Here is a 2,156-nt window from a genome sequence, read left to right as displayed (position 1 = left end):
TCCTTGCGCGACGGCATCAAGGATTCCTACGATTATTTTTTGACAATATAATTATAAAATAATTTATGCAACATTGCATAACAAGGCTTGACAGGGGCGGGGAGACACTGGTAAAAAAGCAACTAGAAATAGCATTAAGCGAATTTTCTATTTTTATAACGATGATATCGGGAAAGATTAAAACCATAAAAAAATATATGAAAAACAACCTGTTAAATACATCGGTTTTATTGCTGACCACCATCTTGACGGGCGCAACCCACGCCAACCTTGCCAATGCGCAAACCGCGAAATCGTCCAATTCAGGCACGGGTGCAAACGGCCCATTGCTTGCCAATGCGGTGGCGGGAAAATTATTGTTAAAGGCCGATGTCGGTTATGTTTACAGCTTCGCCGGCGATTGGTCAAAAACCGGCGGGTCAAATCCGGGCGACAATAAATCGACCGCGACCGGCGGTGTCGGTTACGGCGTATCTCTTGGTTGGACGAGTAAAACCGGATTTGGCCTGTCGGCGGATTATTTGGGTTTTAACCACAAATGGACTGGTTTGGGCACGAATGATTCGACGACGCAATTTAATTACGACGCGCCGTATCACGTAATGACCATTACCCCAAGTTACCGATTTAAATTGGATTCCGCCGACAATTGGGGTTTGCGGGTTGGGTTGGGGGTTGGTTTCAGCCTGTCAGACGTAAATTGGGCAAGACAAGTTGACCCAACCGGCAACGCCAAAGCAAACGGCACGAAAGTGGCGGGCGGGGCGGCTTACTATGTTAATGACGAGAATGTGACGCCGAGTGATTTTGGTTTAGAAAATGACCTTACTGGGGATTGCGCAACCTCCGGCGGAAAATTTAATATCAATATATTATTTACCGATAGCAATTATGGCGCAGAAAGTAAGATTTGTAAGTTACTGGTAGGGGACGCTAAGGTGGAGGGTTTTACCGACGACCAAATTGTCACCGCGATTAATAATGGAAAGATAAAAGTGGCTGGTGCGGTATCCTCCTCATTGGGGATAGCCTATAGCGTGTGGAGCAAAGCTTTGGGTGCTAACGCAACGCCCGCCGGCGTTACTGCCTTGATTAGTAACGCTATTACCGTTATTCATTTTCAATTGGGCACGGCGGTTGTAATGAATGCCGACACATGGGGCAAATTGACTGCCACTCAACAAAACGCGCTTGTTACAGCCGGCGTTGTTTATGAAAATAATACTGCGCCAACCCCAACCCCAACCCCAGCGGCGGCATCATCGGGCGGTTCGGCGAAGGACGATGCCGGTTTTGTGTTGGCACCACAGGTTGCGTTGGAATATGACAACAACCTGCTCCATTTCGACATCAATGTTAAATATATCCACGGATTGTTGGACGTGCGTTATTTCGGTAGCGAGGGTGCGGTCAGTGGCTCAGCCTCAAGCGGCGCAATAACCTACACCAGCAAAGCCGGCCCCCTCGCCCTCTTCATCGGCGCGGGCCTCGGCATCAATTTTTAACGACTGATTTAGAAGATTGCACCAAAGCCCCCATTGCTTCAGCAAGGGGGGAGTTAAAAATTGCAAAGCAATTTTTAACCAGGGGGGTTCGTGTAAGATTTATATATAAAAAAACCCATAAGAATTTAAAATATCGTTGGCGAACCCACCCAAAAAACATAGTCGCTGACGCTCCCTGTTTTTATCCCTCCCTTGCTAAAGCAATGGAGGCTTTGTGGCATCGCCTTCTTCTCCGCCGTTTTTTTAACACCCCACCGTCCGTCATTCTCGAAAATTTTTCTAACCCGCGCCGCCGTTTGGACTCTCTCTACCCGTCATTCCTGAAATCGCGGAGCGATTATCAGGAAACCATTCCCTGGCCTCGGCGGATTCACAAAAAAACATTTAGCTATCTTTAAGCAAAAATAAAGCAAGGCAATAACCTGATAGCGACCCATGCCGTCCAGGGAATGGTTCCTCGATAACCCGCGCTATCCGCGCGGGTTTCAAGGATGACGGATAGAGAGGAGAGCGGCGTCTAAGAAAAAATTCCGCCAAAGCCCCCCAGCGACTTGAGCAAGGGAGGCAGGCCGTCACAGCGCGAATATCTTGTTACACTTGAATAATTCGTTTTGATGGTGTAGGGTCGCGAAGTCTAATGCTATTATTGCA

1 protein-coding gene is annotated in these 2,156 nt (G+C 47.9%); it reads left to right on the top strand.

The window, feature by feature from the left end; translation table 11 throughout:
* Window positions 1–197 precede the first annotated feature (197 nt).
* On the top strand, window positions 198–1,505 hold the full coding sequence (locus QM529_07745) for a hypothetical protein (protein ID MDI9314547.1): 1,308 nt from the start codon (window positions 198–200) through the stop codon (window positions 1,503–1,505).
* The last annotated feature ends 651 nt before the right edge of the window (window positions 1,506–2,156 follow it).

This window comes from Hydrotalea sp., from assembly GCA_030054115.1.
In the GTDB taxonomy this organism is placed as follows: domain Bacteria; phylum Pseudomonadota; class Alphaproteobacteria; order JASGCL01; family JASGCL01; genus JASGCL01.
Note: the sequence above shows the minus strand (reverse complement) of the source record. Positions and strands in the feature narration are given on the sequence as shown.